The sequence below is a fragment of the Litorimonas taeanensis genome (assembly GCF_003634015.1).
In the GTDB taxonomy this organism is placed as follows: Bacteria; Pseudomonadota; Alphaproteobacteria; order Caulobacterales; family Maricaulaceae; genus Litorimonas; species Litorimonas taeanensis.
This window is the reverse complement of the sequence record NZ_RBII01000001.1, coordinates 1-22,969: the sequence shown is the minus strand read 5'-3', so window position 1 is coordinate 22,969 and position 22,969 is coordinate 1. Positions and strand designations below refer to the sequence as shown.

16 protein-coding genes and 1 tRNA gene are annotated in these 22,969 nt (G+C 47.1%); 3 read left to right on the top strand and 14 right to left on the bottom strand.

Translation table 11 applies throughout. From position 1 onward, the window contains the following. Positions 1–19 precede the first annotated feature (19 nt). The 3 genes from DES40_RS00085 (at position 20) to DES40_RS00075 (ending at position 4,517) form a co-directional block, all read left to right on the top strand. Positions 20–514 (top strand): asparaginase domain-containing protein, encoded by a 495-nt coding sequence (locus DES40_RS00085; RefSeq protein WP_121098554.1) that lies wholly within the window; start codon positions 20–22, stop codon positions 512–514. Between the two features lie 112 nt (positions 515–626). Beyond that, positions 627–3,467: a M16 family metallopeptidase gene (locus DES40_RS00080; protein WP_121098553.1), complete on the top strand. Its 2,841-nt coding sequence runs from the start codon at positions 627–629 to the stop codon at positions 3,465–3,467. A gap of 114 nt (positions 3,468–3,581) precedes the next feature. After that, a complete protein-coding gene (locus DES40_RS00075) occupies positions 3,582–4,517 on the top strand; it encodes a calcium/sodium antiporter (protein WP_121098552.1) in 936 nt (311 codons plus the stop codon). Between the two features lie 10 nt (positions 4,518–4,527). Here the strand turns inward: DES40_RS00075 and DES40_RS00070 are convergent, their stop codons facing one another. From DES40_RS00070 to DES40_RS00005, 14 genes are all read right to left on the bottom strand, one after another. Beyond that, the gene (locus DES40_RS00070) at positions 4,528–5,721 is read right to left on the bottom strand and encodes a dipeptidase (RefSeq protein WP_121098551.1); all 1,194 of its coding nucleotides are present in this window, start codon (positions 5,719–5,721) and stop codon (positions 4,528–4,530) included. A gap of 39 nt (positions 5,722–5,760) precedes the next feature. Continuing rightward, positions 5,761–6,558, bottom strand: coding sequence for a hypothetical protein (locus tag DES40_RS00065; RefSeq protein WP_147405796.1), 798 nt, complete (start codon positions 6,556–6,558; stop codon positions 5,761–5,763). Positions 6,559–6,584: 26 nt separating this feature from the next. Further along, positions 6,585–8,633 carry an RNA polymerase sigma factor RpoD gene (gene rpoD, locus DES40_RS00060; RefSeq protein ID WP_199288129.1) on the bottom strand — a complete coding sequence of 683 codons (2,049 nt, stop codon included), beginning with the start codon at positions 8,631–8,633 and terminating at the stop codon, positions 6,585–6,587. 114 nt (positions 8,634–8,747) lie between these two features. Next, on the bottom strand, positions 8,748–10,559 hold the full coding sequence (gene dnaG, locus DES40_RS00055) for a DNA primase (RefSeq protein WP_121098549.1): 1,812 nt from the start codon (positions 10,557–10,559) through the stop codon (positions 8,748–8,750). Between the two features lie 209 nt (positions 10,560–10,768). After that, complete coding sequence (gene rpoC / locus DES40_RS00050; protein ID WP_121098548.1) at positions 10,769–14,944, bottom strand: DNA-directed RNA polymerase subunit beta'; 4,176 nt, start codon at positions 14,942–14,944, stop codon at positions 10,769–10,771. 132 nt (positions 14,945–15,076) lie between these two features. Continuing rightward, positions 15,077–19,162, bottom strand: a complete 4,086-nt coding sequence (gene rpoB / locus DES40_RS00045; RefSeq protein WP_121098547.1) for a DNA-directed RNA polymerase subunit beta — start codon at positions 19,160–19,162, stop codon at positions 15,077–15,079. Positions 19,163–19,358: 196 nt separating this feature from the next. Next, positions 19,359–19,727, bottom strand: coding sequence for a 50S ribosomal protein L7/L12 (gene rplL / locus DES40_RS00040; protein WP_121098546.1), 369 nt, complete (start codon positions 19,725–19,727; stop codon positions 19,359–19,361). Between the two features lie 55 nt (positions 19,728–19,782). After that, positions 19,783–20,298, bottom strand: a complete 516-nt coding sequence (rplJ, locus tag DES40_RS00035) for a 50S ribosomal protein L10 (protein ID WP_121098545.1) — start codon at positions 20,296–20,298, stop codon at positions 19,783–19,785. Between the two features lie 280 nt (positions 20,299–20,578). After that, the gene (rplA, locus tag DES40_RS00030) at positions 20,579–21,274 is read right to left on the bottom strand and encodes a 50S ribosomal protein L1 (protein WP_121098544.1); all 696 of its coding nucleotides are present in this window, start codon (positions 21,272–21,274) and stop codon (positions 20,579–20,581) included. A gap of 4 nt (positions 21,275–21,278) precedes the next feature. Next, positions 21,279–21,707 (bottom strand): 50S ribosomal protein L11, encoded by a 429-nt coding sequence (gene rplK / locus DES40_RS00025; RefSeq protein ID WP_121098543.1) that lies wholly within the window; start codon positions 21,705–21,707, stop codon positions 21,279–21,281. A 161-nt stretch (positions 21,708–21,868) separates the two neighbouring features. Then, entirely contained in the window at positions 21,869–22,402 is a 534-nt protein-coding gene (gene nusG, locus DES40_RS00020) for a transcription termination/antitermination protein NusG (RefSeq protein ID WP_121098542.1), read from the bottom strand. 3 nt (positions 22,403–22,405) lie between these two features. After that, positions 22,406–22,660, bottom strand: a complete 255-nt coding sequence (secE, locus tag DES40_RS00015) for a preprotein translocase subunit SecE (protein WP_121098541.1) — start codon at positions 22,658–22,660, stop codon at positions 22,406–22,408. Positions 22,661–22,740: 80 nt separating this feature from the next. Next, positions 22,741–22,816, bottom strand: a tRNA-Trp gene (locus DES40_RS00010). A 61-nt stretch (positions 22,817–22,877) separates the two neighbouring features. Beyond that, a partial coding sequence (locus DES40_RS00005; protein ID WP_147405795.1) for an EF-Tu C-terminal domain-related protein occupies positions 22,878–22,969 on the bottom strand: 92 nt, incomplete at its 5' end.

The window sequence follows — 22,969 nt, the reverse complement described above, 5'->3', positions numbered from 1 at the left end:
TTTTTGCTTAGAGGGAGCTATGAATTCTAATCTTGCCATATTGATTACGGGCGGCACGCTCGACAAAATTCACGACACGCTGACAGAAAGTCTTATTTTTGGCGGTGGCGGCAAAACGCGGGTGCAAAACATACTCAAAACTGGACGCTGTGACAGTCCACGGCTGCATGTTCTGATGAAAATGGACAGCCTAGACATGACAGATGAGCATAGAGACATCATCTTGAAATCTGTAAATGCAACGCCTGAGGACCGCATTGTCATCACACACGGTACAGGCTCCATGGAGTTAACAGCCAAATATTTAGATGGCAAAGTAGAGGGTAAAACCGTTGTATTGACGGGGGCCATGCGTCCGCAATCCTTGGGAAAATCTGATGCTGGCTTCAATGTGGGCGGCGCCATTATTGCCGCTCAGACTCTACCTAATGGAGTTTATGGCGTGATGAACGGACAGGTGTTCAACGCCCAAGACATCCATAAAAATACGCAATCAGGGCGTTTTGACCGATAAGTGCTCAAACTTTGCGCTTCTTAATTAAGTCCTCTGGACTCTCCGTATTTTTATCGACAAACAGTAAATCATAGCCTATATTTTCCTAAATAATATAATTTGGGATATCTTCATGACGCTTTCTTTTAAACATGTTGGGCTGTTACTTGCCCCCCTAGCCCTCATCGCCTGCGATCAGAGCCCCTCAACAACGGACACCCCATCGAGCGAATCCTCTGCCCTACCGACTTTGGAGTTTGAAAAAATCACCTTGGATAACGGGCTCGATGTGATTTTTCATGTCGATCGCTCCGATCCTGTCGTCGCTATTGACCTTGCTGTGCATGTCGGCTCAGGACGTGAAAAGCCTGGCATGACTGGTTTTGCCCATCTCTTTGAACATCTCCTTTTTCTGGATTCCGAAAACCTTGGTTATGGCGGTCTTGATGAAATGAATACGCGTATTGGCGGAGAAGGTACAAATGGCTTCACCACCAATGATATGACACAATATTTCCAAGCTGTTCCCAAGGATGGATTAGAAAAAATTATATGGGCCGAAGCCGATAAGCTGGGATGGTTCATCAATACCGTCAATCAAAACGTCATCGACCGCGAGAAACAGGTCGTTAAAAATGAAAAACGCCAACGCGTCGATAACCAAGCCTATGGCCACAATCTCTATGTGATTGGCAAAGCGATTTATCCTGTTGGGCACCCTTATAATCACCAAGTTATCGGGTCCTTAGAAGACCTTGAAAATGCTTCTCTTGAAGACACTAAAAACTTCTTCGCTGATTGGTATCGTCCTGACAATGTCACCGTCACGATTGCAGGTGACTTTGAGATGGACGAAGCCAAGGCAATGGTTGAAAAATATTTCGGCGAAATTCCGGCTTCGGAACCAACGCCCAAAACACAAGCCGAACCCGCTAGCCTGTCCGCGACCAAAAAAGTCAATCATGAAGATAATTTCGCAACCGTTCCGCAATTGACTATCGCTTGGCCTGCCGTCCCTGAATATCACCCAGACGCTTATGCCCTTAACATTCTTCTAAACTACCTTACTGATGGCAAACGCGCGCCCTTGAATGAAGTCTTGGTTGATGAACAGCAACTCACCACACGTGTTGATGGCTTTAATTATACGAAAGAATTAGCCGGTGAGCTTTACCTGTTTGTGTCCCCAAAAGCAGGAGAAGACACTGATGCGCTAATGCCAGCGATTTGGGAAGGTTTTGCTCGGTTTGAAAGCAATGGTATTCCAACAGAAGCCCTCGAACGTATCAAAACCCAAGCTGAGGTCGGCGTGTATGACGAAGTACAAAGCGCACTCGGCAAGGCTATTGCCCTTGGTGAATATAATGTCTTCAAAGGTGACCCAGCCTTTTTCACCACAGATATTGAACGCTTACGCGCTGTAAGCGCCGATGACGTCATGGATGTGTATCAACGCTATATCAAAGACAAACATTACGTTGCGACGAGTTTCGTTCCCAAAGGCGCAATAGAACTAGGCCTAGAAGGGGCTGAAAAAGCCGTTGTTGTCGAAGAAGTCGTAGTACAAGGCGCGGAAAAAGATGTGCCTTACGATCCATCGGCACGGGTTTTTGAGCCTACGCCATCTTCCTTTGACCGTACCGTTGAACCTGAATTTGGCGCAAGCTACACGCTACCCTCCCCCACAATTTGGCATGGAACGGGCGAAAATGGCCTTACAATGGTAGGGATTCAATCAGACGAAGTGCCTCTTATTGAGTTTTCTCTCGATTTCGACGCGGGGAAAATCAGAGCCCCCTTATCAACGCCCGGCGTAGCGGCTCTAACCGGGGATATGTTGACCAAAGGGGCAGGCGAATTAGACACAGCCGCTTTTGAAGAGGCCCTTGGCGCTATTGGTTCTGAGCTCTCGGTTTCGACAGGCGATCAAATCACAACCATTCGCGGGAAAACATTAGCGCGTAATTTACCGAAAACGGTGGCGCTTTTGAAGGCTATGATTAATGCCCCCAAATTCGACACTCAAGAATTTGAAACGCTAAAAGAAAGCTATGCTCAAAATGCGGTCGCCCAATTAGCGAACCCGAATTTTATCGCGAGCCGTGAAGCACTCAAATTACGATATACTGAGGCAACCCCTCTATCTATTGCAGGCTCAGGAACAGAAGCACAAGTCCGGGCTATTACTCTGGATGATGTGAAAGCGTTTTACGCGAAGCATTATGATTTATCGACGGCTACGTTAAATATCGTCGGAAGCTTCAAAACAGATGAAGTACAGAATGTGTTCGGCTCTTTATCAGATCCTGTCGAGACCCCAGTCGCCGCGCTGTCGCTCCCTAAACTGGCCCCTGTCGAAAAAACAGAAATCTATTTCTATGACATTCCAGAAGCCAAACAATCTGTCATTCGTATGGAGCGACCTGCACTGGCAATGACTGACCCTGCTTATGCAGAGCTAGAGGCGCTTAACTTCCCGCTTGGCGGCATTTACACCTCAAAGCTCAACACCACATTACGGGTGGATAAGGGCTATACATATGGCATTCGCTCTTTTGCTTCTGGTAATGAAACCCAAGGGCAATTTGGCGTCAGCACGTCAGTGCGCACCAATGCGACTAAAGAAAGTATTGAACTTATCGACAGCATTTTAGAGTCGCATAGCCAAGACATGGGCGCCGAAGAGTTAGACGAAACCAAGGAAGCCTTGTTACGGGGCCAAGCGCTTAAAAATGAAACGCTGGGTGATAAGCTCCGCCTTGTTCAATCCATTAGCCGAAATGGCCTGCCAGATGATAATCAATCTAAAGGTATGGAGCGTGTGAAAGCCATGGATCTTGAAGCCGCTAAAGCCCTTATGGCCACCCATATCCGCCCTGATGCCATGCGGATTATTGTCGTTGGCGATGCCTCTTCACAAGCTGAGCGATTAAACGCGCTAGGATTTGGCGCGCCTATATTGCTGCGTAAATAAGGCACGTTCCTCAAATATAATTGTATAGGGTCGATGGCCCTATTGATTTGGCTCTTACAAAATGTGAGAGCCATTTTTTATGACACTTTCACTCTGTTACACTGAGTTCCCCTAATGATAATTAACATTCTATGGATTCTATTAGGCTTCCTTCTCCTCGTAGGCGGGGGCGAGTTAATTGTACGAGGTTCTGTTGCAATCGCGAATAAAATGGGTCTGTCCAAAGCGCTAATTGGCGCGACATTTGTGGGTTTCGGAACCTCTTTACCTGAATTCGTCGCCAGTTTCGGCGCTGCAGCAAAGGGCGAAGATGCGATTGCTCTTGGAAACGTTGTGGGGTCTGATATCGCCAATCTATTACTTATACTGGGTGTGAGCGCGTTTATTTTCCCGCTCGTGGTACCGCGCAATCGATTAGGGCTCGACTTCTTTTTCGTTATGCTGGCCTCGGTGACCTGTTTTTTCATTATCTATTTCGGGGTCTTACCTATTTGGCTTGGCCTCGTTCTTTTTGCAGTTTTCATTGTTTACATGACGCAATTATTTATCTCCGATAAAAACGAATTAGAAGGCGATGTGGTCATTCAAAATCTGGCCATGCCCATAGCCTTGTTTCTAAGCCTTATTGGCATTGCCCTCTTAGTATTTGGAGCAGATTTTCTTATCAAAGGGTCAACGGCTATTGCCTCTGATTTTGGTGTCTCTGAAGCAATTATCGGAATTACCATAGTGGGTGTTGGCACATCCGCACCGGAGCTTTTTGCGTCAATCATGGCGAGCTTTAAGAAAGAAAATGCCATTGCCTTTGGCAATATTATTGGCTCCAACATCTTTAATGTTTTTGCCGTTCTCGGCATAACAGGCATAGTTTACCCGCTGAAAGATTTAGGCGGATTTACGCTTTGGGACGGCGCTATCTTAATCGCCGCAACCCTGTTTATGTTCCTCTTTGCCTTTACCCGGAAACGTATTTCCCGTTTAGAAGGCTTTGTTTTAATTTGCGCTTATATTGGCTATTTAGCCTATCTCATTCTAAGAAATAGCGCTTAAGCTGGCCGATTTAATTCGCGTCAGCTTCTACGGCCTCCATAACGCGAAGTAAGTTTTCACCCCAAATCTTCGCAATATCGCCTTCAGAATAACCGCGCCTAACAAGCTCTGCAGTGACGTTCTCAGTTTCTGAGGCATCTCTCCAGCCTTCCACACCGCCGCCGCCATCAAAATCCGATGCAATGCCCACATGGTCAATACCTGCGACTTTAACGGCGTGGTCAATATGATCCACAAAATCCGAAACATTAGCTTCTGGAGCCATCGCTGTAATCTCAGCGCGGCGAAGGACATACAGATTACGTTTAGCTTGATCCCAAGAACTGCGATCCCCAAACTCTTTATCCAGCGCGTCTCTGGCCGCCTTTTGTTCGGCTGTTGGAAGCTTCACATAGGCGCCTAAAGCGACCATTTGGGCCACTCCATTTACGGCCTTAATCTTTAGTAACTGCTCATCATCTAGATTGCGTTCCGTATCGGCTACTGCCTTCACACCACTATGCGAAGCGATAATCGGCGTCCGAGATAAATCCGCGGCCTGCATCATTGTCGCTTTCCCTGTGTGGGAAACATCAACCATAATACCATTATCATTAAGCGCGCGAACGAGGTCTTGTCCAAGAGGTGACAGACCATTCCACTTTGGCCCTTGGTCTCTTTGGCTATTTGGGTTCGAGCTATCACCAAATTGGTTGTGCCCGAAATGGGTAAGCCCGACATAACGCACCCCTCTCTCTGCCCAGAAAGGTATAGATTCAATGCTTTCCCCTAATGGATAGGCATTTTCCATACCCACCAATACGGCATGTTTACCTGCGGCCACAATCCGGCGAACATCGGCTGCCGTTTTGGCCAATTCGAAATTGTTTGAGTGCGTTTGCGTTAAAGCGGTGATAGCGGCAATGCGCGTTTCGGCAATTTCTGAGGCTTGCGCATAACCTTCATCCGTTAGGTCACCCTGTGGGGTATATACAATCCAAAAGCCGCTATCTAATTTTCCTTCGGCGAGCTTTGGCAAATCCACTTGTAAGTCCGTCAACTCAGCAGGATTAATTTCCGTCATATAGGTGAGCGGAATATCGATATGTGTATCAAGCGTGAGGGTTTGATCGTGAATTTCAGAAGCCGTGCGTGTTGACTCTGCAACGCATGCCGATGCACTTACAGCTAATAGCAACAATGCAGAATGTTTTAGGTTTATCATTTTCGTGTTCGCTTTGTAGTACCGAGGTTATGTCAGAGCTTATTCTCTGGCCTTAAAATCAATGTCTTTTTTTGACGCAATCATTTTCATACTTAAGGCAAAACTCTTTGCCTTGTCTAAACCGCTTAAGACCTCAATAGAGATTTTTTCATCTTGAAGGCTTGTGAGTTTCAACCGTGAACCGAAAACCACTAAGTCTTGCGAGTCGCCCGCAATAACTTTCTCAACCCTACCAAGACGAAGCCACTCGCCTTTAACGGATTGAATTTGGAATTCAAAAACCAGCTTATCTTTCTTTTTGTGTTTATATATAAGTCTCGACAAAGCGTTTATTGAGCCATCTAAATCAGAGCGTTCATATCTTATGGGGTCGAAAGGCTTTTTCTGCTCAATCAGGATATTTTGTAATATATTGGGCAAGTCTAATTGCCCCTTCTCACTTGTAAATACTCTATCAAACTGACCGTCTTTATCAGAATCCATGAGACAGGATTGAAGTTTAATCGGTTTTCCAATTTTAGGGGTGGCTAAAAAAGTGGGTTCTAAAGAGCAAAAAGCCTTTTGGCCTTTTTTATCTTCAACCAAGTATAAGCGCATACCAGATGTGAAAGTAATTTTTGTGTTGCCCGTCTTTCGAACAAATATGTCTGAATTCTCTGAGAGTATAATATTCTCAGTCGGAACAATCTTCTGTTCAAAGATAACATCGCCGGGCTGTATAGACACTGGTTCTATATTGACATCACCATAACCGCTAACGGGAACCGTCAGTTTCGTTAGCCTCTCAGCATGAGCCTGTTGCGACAACCCCATGCTGAATAAAACTGGTAGAAACAAACATCTCCTCAGCCAGACCATAATTCTTACTGGTCTAGGAAGCTTCGCAGTTTACGGCTTCGGCTTGGGTGTTTCAGCTTTCGCAGTGCTTTGGCTTCAATTTGACGGATACGTTCACGGGTAACAGAGAACTGCTGACCAACTTCTTCGAGCGTATGGTCAGTGTTCATACCGATACCAAATCGCATCCGTAAAACCCGTTCTTCGCGCGGCGTCAGCGACGCCAAGACGCGTGTCGTAGTCTCACGAAGGTTAGACTGAATTGCGGCCTCAATTGGCAAAATCGCGTTGCTGTCTTCGATGAAATCGCCCAATTGGCTATCTTCTTCGTCACCAATGGGTGTTTCCAGAGAAATAGGTTCTTTGGCGATTTTCATCACTTTGCGCACTTTTTCGAGCGGCATAGAGAGCTTTGCAGCCAGTTCTTCGGGCGTTGGTTCTCTTCCAATTTCGTGCAAAATTTGACGCGAAGTTCGAACAATTTTGTTAATCGTCTCAATCATATGCACCGGAATACGAATAGTCCGTGCTTGGTCTGCGATAGAGCGTGTAATGGCCTGACGAATCCACCACGTCGCATAGGTCGAGAACTTATAACCGCGGCGATACTCAAATTTATCAACCGCTTTCATCAGGCCGATATTACCCTCTTGAATAAGATCGAGGAATTGTAGGCCACGATTTGTATATTTTTTGGCAATTGAGATCACGAGACGAAGATTGGCTTCAACCATTTCTTTTTTCGCCTGACGGGCTTCACGTTCACCTTTTTGTACGGTCTGAACAATACGGCGGAACTCATCAACAGGCACACCTGTCTCTTGGGCCAAGCCGCCAATTTCAGCGCGAAGCCTCTCAATAGCGACGCTTTCACGCTTCAAGAAACGATCCCACGCCTCGGATTTACCAGACATGTCTTCTGTCCAATTTGGGTTCAATTCTGATCCCAAATACGCCTGTAGGAATTCTTGGCGAGGTACACCATTCCCGTCGGCCAAACGCATGAGACGACCTTCAAGGCTAATAAAGCGCTTATTGATTGTGTAAAGCTGATCAATCAAAGCATCGATACGCGCATTATTCAGCTGTAGAGATTTAATCTCTTCAATGATTTCTTCTTGCAGAGCATCATATTCTTCGGCCTGTGGCTTGCGCATTTTCTTGCCCGTAAGGCGCGCATTGATGAGCATGGCCTGAAGTTTTTGGAAGCGCCCGAAATTAGCAGAGATGCGATCGAGCTTATCCATGATGCCATCGCGAAGCGCCGCTTCCATCGATGCCATAGAGAGGTTTGTTTTATCATCCTCATCTTCATCATCATCATCGATTTGTTTCTCACCAGGGGCGTAATTCCGCTCTGGCATTTTATTTCGGGGCGGATGAACGGGTTGTGACAGGTCATCTTCTTCTGTCGCTTCGATTTCACCTTTTTCGATTTTCTCGCGACGTACTGCCGCTTGAGAACGGTCTTCCTGAATATTACCAATGGACTGATTATAAGTCCCATCAAGGTCAATAATATCACGGAGAAGAATTTCGCCTTCGGCCAATTCTTCACGCCAGATCATAATCGCTTCAAAGGTCAGTGCGCTTTCGCACAAACCTTTAATCATCGTGTCGCGGCCAGCCTCAATCCGTTTTGCAATGGCAATTTCGCCTTCGCGCGAAAGCAATTCAACAACGCCCATTTCGCGAAGATACATACGAACAGGATCATCCGTACGGTCAAGCTCGTCTTTGGAGTTCCCACCTTTAACCGTCGTCGTCTGCGCACGGGCCAGTGTTTTTGATCCGATTGTCGGCTCTTCTTTATCGTCATAGACAGAGATACCAAGATCAGAGAGTGCCGCCAAGACGACCTCTATTTCATCGGCGGAAATTCCGTCCATATCGATATGTTTACGCAGTTCATCAATAGGCAAAAGACCTGAATTCGTCTTCGCCTTTGCAATCATCCGTTTCACATCGATATGATCCATATCGAGGCGTTTGCCAGGAACGATTGGGGCGGGTTTATCAGGAATTGCGACGTCTGTAGATTCGTCTTTTTTAGTCGGGGTGGCTGTGCCGGCCATAAAGGCACCTTTCCGTTGTCAAAGGATATAACTAGCGTCTATCCCTTAATATAGTTTTAGCCGCACGTTAACCATAACGTCCGGCGAATCTTTTCACCTACGGCACGCCTATCGTCAATCACGATCTGCCTTTGCCGCACGCATTAAGCGCCGAAGCGCCTCCGAATTGTCCTCGCGAATAGTATCAGCCATTCGCAAGCGTGTTCCATGTGTTTCGTCGCTGGTTTGGTTTTGCTCGATTAGAGCGTTAGCCTCTTCTTGCCAGAGTGCTGTGCGTGTATCCAAATCCGAAGTCGACCCGCCCATGGCTGCTGTTATTAACAAACGGTCCCGGAGAAGCTCTTTACTTAACCCCTCTAGTCCCTCATTTGATATATGGGTGTTAAGTGCACTAATTTCAACTGCTTTTGTGACCCGCCAATAGGACAAAAAACTGCGCCGTAAGCGCATACAGTCCGGATTTGACAGCGGCAGCTCAAATAACGTCTCATCAACCCGCAATAAAAGCTCTGGAAACAGTAAAATCGCCCCGATTAAAGCCCTTTCACGACGTTGATTGCGGGCCAAGGCGGCGGCGTCGCGTTTCATAGAAAGCTTATCCGCTTTCGCCTCTTGCTTTCGGTTCGTTCTACGACTGGCTTGCCATCCATAAGCCGCGTCAAACCGTGATAGCAGCTCAGTCTTATACAGCGCCTTCACATCCTCATGCTCAATTTCGCCAAGAGCAGCATAGAGCCGTGATTTCAGCCCAGCCTTCTGCTCAGGTGTTTGCAGCGGTTCTTTTTCCTGCTCTCGCCGCCACAACATATCAATGAGCGGAATAGCGGATTCTAGCACGGCCTTCATGGCAGGTGGCCCTTCAGCCCGTATCAAGTCATCAGGATCCTTACCTTCTGGCAAAAGCGCGAACCGCAATGACTGCCCTGGCTTTAAGAGCGGCAAGGCGCGTTCAATTGATCGATAAGCCGCACGGAGACCTGCCTTATCGCCGTCAAAACATAATATGGGTTCGGGCCCTGCGCGCCACAACAGGTCAATTTGCTCCTCGGTCAAGGCTGTCCCCATAGGCGCAACAGCATGTTCAAACCCAGCGCGAGACAGGGCGATAACATCCATATAGCCTTCGGCGACAATCATCCCGCGCGAGCCATTTTTGGGGTTGGACAAGGCTTTACGCGCGCGGTGATAATTATAGAGAAGTTTGCTTTTCGAAAAGACAGGCGTTTCAGGTGAGTTCAGGTATTTCGCTTTGGCGTCTTTATCCATGGCGCGGCCACCAAAGGCGACAAGACGTCCGCGGCTATCATGAATAGGAAACATGATACGGTCGCGAAACCTATCCCAGCTATCACGGGAACGGTCATCAGATTCAATAATCAACCCCGCTTCAACAAGCTGCTTTTCACTCGCCCCTTGCTGTATCAATTCTGATTTCAAAGCTGAAAAATCATTAGGCGCAAATCCCATACCAAAATATTGCGCCGCTGTTTTTGATAGACCACGATTAGTCAGGTAATCACGGGCCGTTTCACCGACTTGGCGATAAAGGGACCGTTCAAAGAATTCTTGCGCCCGTTCCATCCACGAAATGGTTTCTTTGTTACGGGCTGCGCGCGCTTCTGCTTGGGGATCTGCCTTTGGCATTTCAATGCCAGCCATGTCCGCCAATTTTTCGACAGCCTCTGGGAAGCTCAGCCCCTCAACCTCCATCAAAAATGAAATAGCATCACCATGTTTGCCCGATGAAAAACAATGATAGAACCCTTTTTCGTCATTAACGAAAAAGCTGGGGGTCTTTTCGCTGGTAAAAGGAGACAAGCCTGCAAATTCTCGTCCTTGGCGTTTCAGTTTCACATGTCGTCCGACGACATCAGATGGACGAACACGCGCCTTGATCTCGTCCAAAAATGCTTCACCGAATTTCATAGAATAGAGATAAGCCCGAATGATTAAATTTGCGAGTCGTGAATGACAGAAGCTGTTTCTATTTTACCTTGCACACTCACCCTTTGGTTAAATTGGCCTAGTGTCTAGGGTCATATATTTGACGAACAGGCTTTGCTCGCCGCTCTGAATTGACAACAAAAAAGCCGCCCTCATTTCTGAGAGCGGCTTTATTAAATATTTTTTCGCGCTTATTCAGCGACACCTTCTTCGATTTCCGTTGGGAATTCTTCGAGTTGCGGCGCAGCAGCAGCTTTATCAGCCAAGAATTTCTCATCACGATCATTCGCCAGCTTTTGGTACTTACGGAGATTTCCGCCTGTACCCGCTGGGATCAAACGACCCACAATGACGTTTTCTTTCAGACCTTCGAGCATGTCTTCCTTACCTTGGACTGACGCTTCGGTCAGAACGCGTGTTGTCTCTTGGAAAGACGCAGCAGAGATAAAGGAACGTGTCTGCAAGGACGCTTTGGTGATACCCAGAAGGACAGGTGTCGCTTCTGCTGGTGTCGCCTTTTTATCGCGTTCTAACAGAGCTGCATTGACTTTGTTAAACTCAACTTTGTCCATTTGCTCATTACGAAGAAGCGTTGTGTCACCAGGATTAGTCACTTCAACCTTTTGCAGCATTTGACGTACGATAACTTCGATATGTTTGTCGTTAATCGGAACGCCCTGCAAACGGTAAACGCCTTGGACTTCATCGACAAGATATTCGGCCAGAGCTTCAACACCCATAATGCCCAAAATATCATGCGGCGCAGGGTTACCATCAATAAGGTAGTCACCCTTCTTCACACGGTCACCATCAGCCACAAGCATATGCTTACCTTTGGCAATCAAGAAGCTTGACGGCTCTAGATCTTCATTATCTGGCGTGATTTGAATCTTACGCTTGTTTTTATAATCACGCGTAAATTCAATTTTACCATCAATGTCAGCAATAACCGCATCGTCTTTCGGACGGCGCGCTTCGAAGAGTTCCGCAACACGTGGCAGACCACCCGTAATGTCACGCTGCGTTGCACCGCCTTTGGCGATACGAGCAAGAATTGCGCCCGGTTTGACCTTTGCCCCATCTTGTACAGAAAGGATCGCGCCAACCGCAAGCATGTAACGAGCGATATTACCATTTGGCAGTTTGATAGGCTCGCCATTTTCGTCTTCGATAACCGCAACAGGTTGAATATCACCTGATTTAGAAGAAGCACGCCAGTCGATGATAACTTTTGAAGAAATACCTGTTTCTTCATCCGTCTCTTCTTTGGCAGACACACCATCAACGATGTCCAAGAGACGTACAGTCCCTTCAACTTCTGTCAGAATTGGAGTCGCATATGGATCCCATTCCGCAAGACGATCACCGCGAGAAACCTTCGCGCCATCTTTCAATGTTAAGCGTGTACCATAATCAACTTTGTGCATTTCGAGCTCTTTTCCGTCTTTATTGACGATAGAGAATTCGAGCTTACGCGCTTTGGCAATATAGGTTTTGCCCGCAGCAATGACATCTTCTGAATTATACTGAATTGTACCTTCATTCGATGATTCAATAACAGATTTATCCGATACAGACGCCGTACCACCAATATGGAATGTCCGCATGGTGAGCTGTGTACCCGGTTCGCCAATGGACTGCGCCGCGATAACACCGACAGCTTCGCCCATATTGACTTTGGTACCACGGGCCAAATCACGGCCATAACATGTGGCGCAGATACCCGTGACAGTTTCACATGTCAGCGGGCTACGAACACGGAGTTCTTGTAGACCAGAAGCATCAATTTCGGCTGCAATATCTTCGTCAACATAAGTATTGGCTGGATATAGCAAATCACCTGTCCGTGGGTCTTGAATATCTTCTGCTAATGTCCGGCCTAATGTCCGTTCACCAAGAGAGACAACAACTTCACCACTATCAACAACAGGCTTAAGTTCGATACCTTGTTCTGTTCCGCAATCCTGTTCTGTAACGATACAATCTTGAGCAACGTCAACGAGGCGACGTGTAAGGTAACCTGAGTTCGCGGTTTTAAGCGCAGTATCAGCTAGACCCTTACGAGCACCATGGGTCGAGTTAAAGTAATCAAGAACCGACAGGCCTTCTTTAAAGTTTGCTGTAATCGGTGTTTCGATAATCTCACCTGACGGTTTCGCCATCAACCCGCGCATACCCGCAAGCTGTTTCATTTGGTTTTTCGAACCCCGAGCACCAGAGTCCGCCATCATGAAGATCGAGTTGATAACCTTACGCTCACGCGCGGCCTCGCCCATCATAGCGTCCGCTACTTTGTCAGTACATTTTGACCAAGCGTCGACAACTTTGTTATATTTTTCGCCCTTAGTAATAAGACCGTCAGCATATTGCTGTTCAAAGTCAGAAACGAGGTCCTGAGTTTCATTCACCAGTGTATATTTCGTATCAGGGATAACCATGTCATCTTTACCGAAAGAAATACCCGCTTTCGCCGCTTCGCGGAAACCTAGCCCCATCATTTTATCAGCAAAAATGACTGTCGCCTTCTGACCACCGTGACGGTAAACCGTATCGATTAATTTTCCGATTTCTTTCTTCGTCAAAGTTTTATTGATGACGGAATATGGAATAAGCGGATGTTTCGGCAAAAATTCTGCGAGCTTCAAACGCCCTGGGCATGTTTCTGCAACTTCATAAGAGATTGTGCCGTCTTCTGCGGTAACAGGGAAACGCCCTTTAATCTTAGAGTGAATAGACACATGACCATTATCAAGAGCCGCTTCGACTTCTTCAATATTGGCAAACATCATGCCTTCGCCTTTTTCACCATCACGCATAAGGGACATGTAATACAGTCCCAAAACGATATCCTGTGAAGGAACGATAATTGGCTTACCATTCGCAGGAGAAAGGATGTTGTTCGTCGACATCATCAATACGCGCGCTTCTAATTGCGCTTCGATAGAGAGCGGGACGTGAACCGCCATTTGGTCGCCATCAAAGTCAGCGTTAAACGCCGCACAAACGAGCGGGTGAAGACGGATAGCCTTACCTTCGGTTAGTTTCGGTTCAAACGCTTGAATGCCCAATCTATGGAGTGTTGGCGCGCGGTTAAGTAAAACCGGATGTTCACGAATAACTTCGTCTAGAATATCCCATACTTCGGGACGTTCTTTTTCAACGAGTTTCTTGGACTGTTTAACAGTGCCAGACAGACCTTTGGCGTCTAGGCGCGCATAGATAAATGGTTTGAATAATTCCAAAGCCATTTTCTTGGGCAGGCCACATTCATGAAGCTTTAGTTCAGGACCAACCACAATTACGGAACGTCCAGAATAATCCACACGTTTACCCAGCAAGTTTTGACGGAAACGCCCCTGCTTACCTTTCAGCATGTCTGACATAGATTTTAGCGGACGCTTATTTGCGCCGGTAATCACACGGCCACGACGGCCATTATCAAACAAGGCATCAACAGATTCTTGCAACATCCGCTTTTCATTACGAATGATGATGTCAGGTGCGCGAAGCTCAATCAAACGCTTCAAACGGTTGTTACGGTTGATAACGCGGCGATATAGATCGTTCAAATCAGACGTAGCAAAACGGCCACCATCTAGCGGCACAAGAGGACGAAGCTCTGGCGGAATGACCGGAACAACCGTCATAATCATCCATTCCGGACGGTTGCCAGATTGAATAAAGGCCTCAAGCAGTTTCAAACGCTTTGAGTACTTTTTCAGTTTTAGTTCAGAGCCCGTTTCGGTCATGTCGAAACGCGTACGCTCAACTTCGGCTTCGAGGTCGAGATTGATAAGCATGTCGCGAACTGCTTCGGCGCCGATACCGGCCGTGAAGCTGTCTTCACCGAACTCAGCTTGTGCGTCGATAAACTCTTCTTCTGAGAGGATTTGGCGCTCTGTTAGAGACGTCAACCCTGGCTCTGTAACAACATAGCTTTCGAAATAAAGGACGCGCTCGACTTCTTTCAGTGTCATATTGAGCATTGTTGAAATACGCGAGGGGAGTGATTTCAAGAACCAAATATGCGCAACAGGTGCAGCCAATTCAATATGGCCCATACGTTCACGACGAACGCGCGTAACCGTCACTTCAACGCCGCATTTTTCGCAAACGACGCCTTTATACTTCATGCGCTTATATTTACCGCATAGACATTCGTAATCTTTGACCGGGCCAAAGATACGGGCACAGAATAGACCATCTTTTTCAGGTTTAAACGTACGGTAGTTAATGGTTTCAGGCTTACGGATTTCACCGAATGACCAAGAGAGAATTTTCTCTGGCGAAGCGAGTGAAATACGGATGCGGTCAAAGGTTGGACCTTCTTGCGCAGGGTTGAAAATGTTCATGACCTCTTGGTTCATGGGATTTTCCTTTCAGTTTGGGAGGGCCGCGTCCGGTCTCCCGAGAAATTCTTATGGTGACTATAACACATAATGTGTTGAGTCGCCTCGCAGGATAGCAGGGATGTCAACACCCCTGCCCTGTTTTAAGTTTTAGCCGTTTGTCAGCTCGATATTTAGACCGAGAGATCGGATCTCTTTGACCAAGACGTTAAAGCTTTCTGGGATACCAGCTTCGAAACCATCATCACCACGGACGATAGATTCATAAACTTTAGTCCGGCCCGCAACGTCATCTGATTTCACAGTCAGCATTTCTTGAAGCGTATAAGCCGCGCCATAAGCTTCAAGAGCCCAGACTTCCATCTCACCAAAGCGCTGTCCACCGAACTGCGCCTTACCACCCAGCGGTTGCTGCGTAACAAGCGAGTATGGGCCGATTGAACGGGCATGGATCTTATCGTCAACCAAATGGTGGAGTTTCAGAAGATATTTATAACCAACCGTTACCTGACGGGTGAATTTCTCACCTGTACGGCCATCATAAAGTGAAACCTGACCTGAACTGTGAAGACCGGCTTTTTCAAGCATTTTTACAATATCAGGTTCACGGGCACCATCAAAGACAGGCGTCGCAATCGGCACACCTTTGGTGAGGTTGCCAGCAAGCTCAAGAATGTCTTCATTCTTTTCAGGAATTTCTTCACCTTCGCCATAAGCGTGTTGAAGGGTTCCGCGAAGGTCTTCGATTTTGCCATCGGCTTTATATTGCTCTAGCGCATTATCGATCATTTTCCCGACACCGGAACAAGCCCAACCCAAATGGGTTTCAAGAATTTGTCCGACGTTCATGCGTGATGGAACGCCCAATGGGTTCAACACGATGTCGACAGCTGTACCGTCATCAAGGAATGGCATGTCTTCGATTGGGTTAATCTTAGAAATAACACCTTTGTTACCGTGACGACCGGCCATTTTATCACCAGGCTGAAGCTTACGCTTCACCGCGACAAACACTTTGACCATCTTCATAACACCAGGCGGTAATTCATCACCACGCTGAAGCTTGTCGACTTTGTCCTCAAAACGGGCATCAAGACGGGCCTTAGAAGAATCATACTGTTCTTTTAGGGCTTCGAGTTCGCCAATGGCTTTCTCATCATCAACACCGATACGCCACCAATCAGAGCGCGGAATATCATTAAGTGTTTCTTCTGTGACAGGCCCTTTCTTAAATCCGCGAGGACCAGAAACAGCGTTTTTACCCATCAACGTCTTCATGACTGAGTCATAAATTGAGCGCTCTAGGATAGAGAGTTCGTCATCACGGTCTTTACCGAGGCTTTCAATCTCTTCGCGTTCGATTTGCATCGCGCGCTCATCTTTATCAACACCGTGACGGTTAAAGACACGAACCTCAACAACAGTACCAGAGGCACCTGGTGACAGCTTCATAGATGTATCGCGAACGTCTGAGGCTTTCTCGCCAAAGATAGCCCGAAGAAGTTTCTCTTCTGGAGTCATTGGGCTTTCGCCTTTTGGCGTAACCTTACCGACCAGAATATCACCCGCATGCACTTCGGCGCCAACCGCTACAATCCCGGCTTCATCCAAATTGCGAAGCGCTTCTTCACCGACATTTGGAATGTCACGTGTAATTTCTTCAGGGCCAAGCTTGGTATCGCGGGCCATGATTGAGAACTCTTCAATGTGGAGAGATGTGTAAACATCATCACGCACAATACGTTCTGAAATCAAAATCGAGTCTTCGAAGTTATAACCATTCCAAGGCATAAACGCGACAAGGACGTTTTTACCCAAAGCCAATTCGCCAAGATCTGTCGAAGGACCATCTGCGATAATATCACCAGCCTTGACAATATCGCCAACTTTCACAAGCGGACGCTGGTTAATACAGGTCGACTGGTTTGAGCGTTGGAATTTCAACAAGTTGTAAATATCCACGCCAGATTTCTTCAAATCTGTTTCCTTTGTCGCCCTAACAACAATACGTTCGGCGTCAACTTGCTCGACAATACCCTCACGTTTCGCCGCAACAGTCGCACCAGAATCAAGCGCCACAACAGATTCCATACCTGTACCGACCAAAGGCGCTTCAGCCTTAAGCAATGGCACAGCCTGACGCATCATGTTTGATCCCATCAAAGCACGGTTCGCATCATCATTTTCCAAGAAAGGAATAAGCGCCGCCGCGACAGAGACGAGCTGCTTTGGTGAAACGTCAATGAAATCAACATCTTCTTTAGCAATCAATGTCACGTCGCCGTTTACACGACAGGTCACGAAATCAGAGGCCAGCTCATCTTTGTCATTAATTTCCGCGTTGGCCTGAGCCACGGTATAACGCGCCTCTTCCATTGCAGAAAGATAAACGACTTCGTTTGTCAATTTACCGTTATTAATTTTACGATATGGGCTTTCAATGAAACCATATTTATTCACGCGCGCATGTGTAGCGAGAGAGTTAATCAAACCAATGTTTGGCCCTTCGGGCGTTTCAATTGGACAAATACGACCATAATGCGTTGGGTGAACATCGCGGACCTCAAAACCTGCACGTTCGCGTGTAAGACCGCCCGGCCCAAGCGCAGAAAGACGACGTTTATGCGTAATCTCTGAAAGAGGGTTTGTTTGGTCCATGAACTGTGACAACTGCGAACTACCAAAGAATTCACGTACAACAGCCGCAGCAGGTTTAGCATTGATAAGGTCATGCGGCATGACAGTTTCAATATCAACTGACTGCATACGCTCTTTAATGGCGCGTTCCATGCGGAGCAAACCAATACGGTATTGGTTCTGCATCAATTCACCAACAGAACGGACACGGCGGTTACCTAGGTTATCAATATCATCGATAGAGCCAATACCGTCTTTCAATTTGGTCAATGTATCGACAACAGCCAAAATGTCTTCTTTCCGAAGGACACGGATTTCGTCGCCAACATCTTCCATGTTCATGCGAAGATTCATTTTCACGCGGCCAACGGCAGACAAGTCGTAACGCTCATTATCAAAGAAGAGTGAATTGAACAGATCTTCCGCAGCTTCTGCTGTGGGCGGCTCGCCCGGACGCATCACGCGGTAAATATCAACAAGCGCACCTTCGCGTGTCTCATTTTTATCAGCCGCTAATGTGTTACGGATATAAGGACCGACATTAACATAATCGATGTTCAGAACAGAAATCTCAGTGATACCCGCCTCTGCAATTAATTCCATCGCTTCAAGGGATAGCTCATCACCCGCTTCGGCGTAAATCTGACCCGTAGATGTATTTACAATATCTTCGGCAGCAAAGCGCTCTGACATTTCCTCATTAGAGATAAGGATGTTTTTCAAACCATCATCAGCCAATTTCTTGGCGCCGCGTTTCGTAAGCTTACGGCCAGAAGGCGCAACAACCTCGCCAGTTTTGGCATCCACCAAATCACGAAGCAATTTCGCGCCGCGGTAATCTTCGGGATTAAACGGACGAAGCCAACCACTTGTCTGTTTATCGAATTTAAATTCGATAGCTTCGTAATACTCAGCCAGAATATCTTCCTTGCTCATTCCCAGAGCATAAAGAACAGTCGTCGCCGGCAATTTACGACGGCGGTCAATACGTGCATAGAGAATGTCTTTAGCATCAAATTCGAAATCAAGCCACGAACCGCGATAAGGAATAATGCGAGCAGAGAATAGGAATTTGCCTGAACTATGGCCTTTACCTTTATCATGGCTGAAAAATACGCCCGGTGAACGGTGCATCTGAGACACGATAACGCGCTCCGTTCCGTTTACGATAAACGTACCTTTATCCGTCATTAAAGGGATATCACCCATATAGACGTCTTGCTCTTTGATGTCTTTAACTGAGCGCGCGCCTGTATCATCATCAATATCAAATACGACAAGACGCATTTTGACCTTGAGCGGCGCAGCGAATGTAATGTCACGCTGTTGACATTCTTCTTCATCAAATTTTGGCGTCTCAAATTCGAATGAGACATATTCCAATACAGCGCGATCAGAAAAATCACGGACAGGGAAAACGGAGTTGAACACGCCGTTCATGCCCTCGTCTTTACCGCGATCGGCCTGCTCTATGCTTTTCTGGAGGAATTGATCGTAAGAACTTTTTTGAACCTCGATCAAGTTTGGCATGCGCACCACTTCTGGAATACGACCAAAACTTTTACGAATACGTTTTTTACCCGTGAATGTAAGCGACATCAAAGACACCTTCTGCTTTGGGGCAGGTTATGTGACGCGGGCTGCAGTCCCGCATTACGTCCTACCCTTCAAAAATCTTTGAAAGTTTTTATCTGCTTTCACCAGATGATTTGTTCACTCTACAAATCAAAAAGAGTGTGGCCCGAGATCAGTTATTTCATTGAAATAACCAAACCCGGACCGAATAATCAAAAGATTACTTAAGCTCGACAGTTGCGCCAGCAGCTTCAAGCTTTTCTTTGATGTCGTTAGCTTCAGCTTCTGGAACACCCTCTTTAACGGCCTTAGGCGCGCCTTCGACGAGTTCTTTAGCTTCTTTCAGGCCAAGACCTGTAATACCGCGGACTTCTTTAATGACAGCAATTTTATTGCCACCGAATGAAGTCATGACAACGTCGAAGTCAGTTTTTGCTTCAGCAGCAGCGCCGCCATCAGCAGCAGGGCCAGCAACAGCAACAGCTGCAGCGGCTTTAATGCCATTTTCTTCGAGAATGTCGTTTAGTTCTTTTGCTTCGAGGATAGTTAGACCCATCAGCTCATCAGCTAGCTTTTTTACATCAGCCATTTTAGTTTCCTTTTAAGGTTTTCAGTTCGAAATTTTGCGAGAATGAAAGTTGTTGTTACGCCGAAGCCTTTTCTTCGATCACTTTGATCGCGCCAGCAAGGCCTTCGCCCTGTGACATAAGACGACGAGCCACTTCGGAAGCCTGACCGATAAGACGTTGAGCCGCCATACCGATAAGCTCTTCGCGACTTGGTAGCTTGGACAATGCCACGATACCGTCAGTCCCAAAGATTTCTTCACCCATGAAGCCACCAATGATTTCGAACGAATCGGAATCTTTAGCAAATTCAACTGTGACTTTTGGCGCAGAAATCATATCGTCAGCCCAAGCAATAGCTACGGGGCCTGTGAATTTCTCTCCAGCCGCTTCGAAAGGTTTCCCCTTCATCGCGATTTTCGCCAAACGATTTTTAACAACACGGAATGTTGCGCCTTGCTCACGGAGCTTTGCGCGCAATTCTTCCATTTCCACAACGGTCATGCCTGAATATGCAGCCATAACCACGGAGCCAGCACCGTCGAAGATCTCTTCGAGTTCTTTAACGGCGTGTTCTTTTTGAGAACGGTCCATTTGCGGTCTCCCTGTTAAAATGAACTCCACACCATGCGGAGTTCGACAAGTGCCCATTTCACCCAAGGGTAAAAAGAGCGAGTTTCTGTCCCTTTTCAGGTCAACAGGGTTCGAACTGAAACGCAGGCGTATTAGATAACACGCAATAATTTCAGCCTCACTCTGTCTGCGCCGGAAATTAAGCCCTACCTTTGTAGAGCACCGGTGGTCTCGGACAGACCGGAAAGGTCACCCCTTCCAGCTTTTGTGCCAGACGTTAAAAACGCCTGACAACAAATTCTTATGCAGATACGTCAGACGTATCGATTTTCACGCCTGGGCCCATAGAAGAGCTGATCGTGATACGTTTCATAAATGTGCCTTTAGCACCTGATGGGCGCGACTTTTGAATAGCCGTCAAAAACGCGTTTACATTTTCAACAAGCTTATCTTGGTCAAAGCTGGATTTACCAACACCTGCATGCACAATACCGGCTTTTTCAACACGGAATTCAACAGCACCGCCTTTAGCGTCGCCAACAGCTTTCGTAACATCCATAGTCACTGTGCCAACCTTTGGGTTCGGCATCATGCCTTTGGGACCCAAAACTTTACCCAAGCGACCAACAAGTGGCATCATATCAGGCGTAGCAATCACACGCTCAAAAGGCATATCGCCACTTTGAATTTGCTCTGCCAAGTCTTCAGCACCAACAACATCTGCACCTGCAGCGCGTGCTTCATCCGCTTTTGCATCCTTAGCAAAAACAGCAACACGCACAGATTTCCCAGTGCCGTTTGGTAACTTGCACACACCGCGAACCATTTGGTCAGCGTGACGCGGGTCAACACCCAAATTGATAGCGACCTCAACAGTCTCATCAAATTTGGCAGTTGCATTATCTTTTACAAGTTTAACAGCCTCTGCGACTGTGTAATCCTTATCGCGGTCAACGTTTGAACGCGCCGCAAGAGTTCTTTTACCTAGTTTCGCCATGATCTTACTCCGCAACCTCAAAGCCCATTGAACGCGCAGAACCCGCAATGATTTTCGTGGCTTGATCCAAATCATTTGCAGACAAATCGACAAGTTTAGCTTCTGCGATTTCACGGCATTGCGCCATTGTCACAGTTCCGCCAACTTCGCGGCCAGGGTTATTACCACCAGATTTCACACCCGCAGCCTTTTTCAAATAATAAGACGCTGGCGCAGTTTTTGTGACAAAAGTGAAGCTTTTATCAGCATAAACAGTGATAATTGTTGGTGTTGGAATACCTTTTTCAAGCTCTTCCGTTTTAGCATTAAATGCTTTTGCGAATTCCATGATATTCACGCCGCGCTGACCCAATGCAGGCCCAAGAGGCGGTGATGGATTGGCTGAACCCGCAGGGATTGTCAGCTTGATATAGCCTTGAATCTTCTTCGCCATGTTCCACTCCTTCAAGTGTAACCTCGGTTAAGAGGCCCCCGAATTCCGGGGTGATTGGAGCAAACGACACATGCCGCTTGCAATGTGGTGTTCGTGGTACGGAAAGCTCTGGACTTAGAACCCCCTCCCACAAACGCTAAAAACGCTGGTAAAAAACCGCCCTAAGACTGCTTTTCGACCTGCGTGTAATTCAATTCGACAGGTGTGCCCTGCCCAAATATATTGATAAGCACTTTCAAGCGTGCATTTTCCTCGTCAACACTCTCAACCGTGCCATTAAAGCTCTGGAACGGCCCATCAACAACCTTAACAGTCTCGCCAAGATCGAAATTAATCATTGGACGCGGACTATCGACACCCTCTTGAATCTTGCCAACGATACGCGCGACCTCAGCCTCACTCACAGGCAAAGGTTTCGTCGTAGACCCCAGAAACCCAGTCACTTTGGGCGTGTTCTTAACCAAGTTATGCACCGCATCAGTCAATTCACACTTCACCAAAACATAACCCGGGAAGAATTTACGCTCTGATTCCACCTTGCGACCCTTGCGAACCTCAACAACACTCTCTGTTGGAACCAAAATCTCTTCAAAGAGATGGGACAAACCCTTCTCCTCGGCTTCGCGCTCTATATTTCTCTGAACATGCTTTTCAAAGTTGGAATAGGCCTGAACAATATACCATTTAGCTGCCATGGTTTACTCGCCTCCCAATCCAAGAACGGCACGGATAGCTGAACCTAACGCCCAGTCCACTATAAAAAAGAAGATACCCATCAAAACAACCATGATCATAACCAAAATGGTTGTCGTCAAAGTCTCTCGCCACGTCGGCCAAACCACCTTACGCGCCTCTTGACGCACCTGTCCTAAATACTGGACAGGCCCTACAGAGGCGACCTTATCAGCCTTGGCGCCCTGCGCCTTTGCTGTTGCTGGCGGTTTTTTGGCCATTCTTCTTAAACTCCAAAACGCGAGACCACATTTTCATGTAGTTCGCGTCATTAAATGCCTTGAGCGGCAGCTCTTTCGAGTGGCAGGGGCGGAGGGACTCGAACCCACGACCCTCGGTTTTGGAGACCGATGCTCTACCAACTGAGCTACACCCCTAAAAGCCTTCCCGATCGGGCGGTAGGCCGGGTAATCCCGACCCACTATGGTTTTCCTTAGACTATTCTACAATCTTAGAGACAACGCCGGCGCCGACTGTACGGCCACCTTCACGGATAGCGAAGCGAAGCTTCTCTTCCATGGCGATTGGCA